The 446-nt window shown below is 46.2% G+C and carries 2 protein-coding genes; both read right to left on the bottom strand.

The genetic code is table 11. The features are described 5' to 3' along the window. Positions 1 to 256 (bottom strand): ROK family protein (locus WEIDD23_RS12290; protein ID WP_156469680.1); only part of this gene is annotated, 256 nt, incomplete at its 3' end. Beyond that, the coding region (locus WEIDD23_RS14060) for a hypothetical protein (protein ID WP_207644219.1) at positions 234 to 446 on the bottom strand (213 nt) is incomplete at its 5' end. The genes WEIDD23_RS14060 and WEIDD23_RS12290, both read right to left, overlap by 23 nt.

Below are 446 nucleotides of genomic sequence, written 5' to 3'. Positions count from 1 at the left end.
AACCACGCTTGGGCGTTGCCAGCACATAACCATATGTGCGACTGGCTGGATTAACATCGATTGGTCCAAACATTGAAATACCAATCGCAACAATATCCTGATATTGATCGAAAAACGCTTGAATCTGACTCATCGTCTCAGCTGCGTACGCCGTCGGAAAACTTTCCCGTGCAACGACCGTCTCTGGATGTGCCGCATCGGCTACAGCCACCACAAATTTGGTACCGCCACCTTCAATTGCCCCTAATAGTGCCATGATTATCCCCCAAATTGATATCATTTTTACCTGTTAAGCATAGCACAAATTGCCTCTTGATGTAAGCGCTTTCTTTGTATAGTAAAAAGAAAGGCTGCCTCGGTAGCATTACCACCAAAACAGCCAAATCAATCACACTTATTTTGCTTGGGCCATGACTTCCGCCCACGTGATGCCCTGACCATACAAG

It is taken from the genome of Weissella sp. DD23, assembly GCF_001579105.1.
GTDB lineage: Bacteria > Bacillota > Bacilli > Lactobacillales > Lactobacillaceae > Weissella > Weissella cibaria.
Note: the sequence above shows the minus strand (reverse complement) of the source record. Positions and strands in the feature narration are given on the sequence as shown.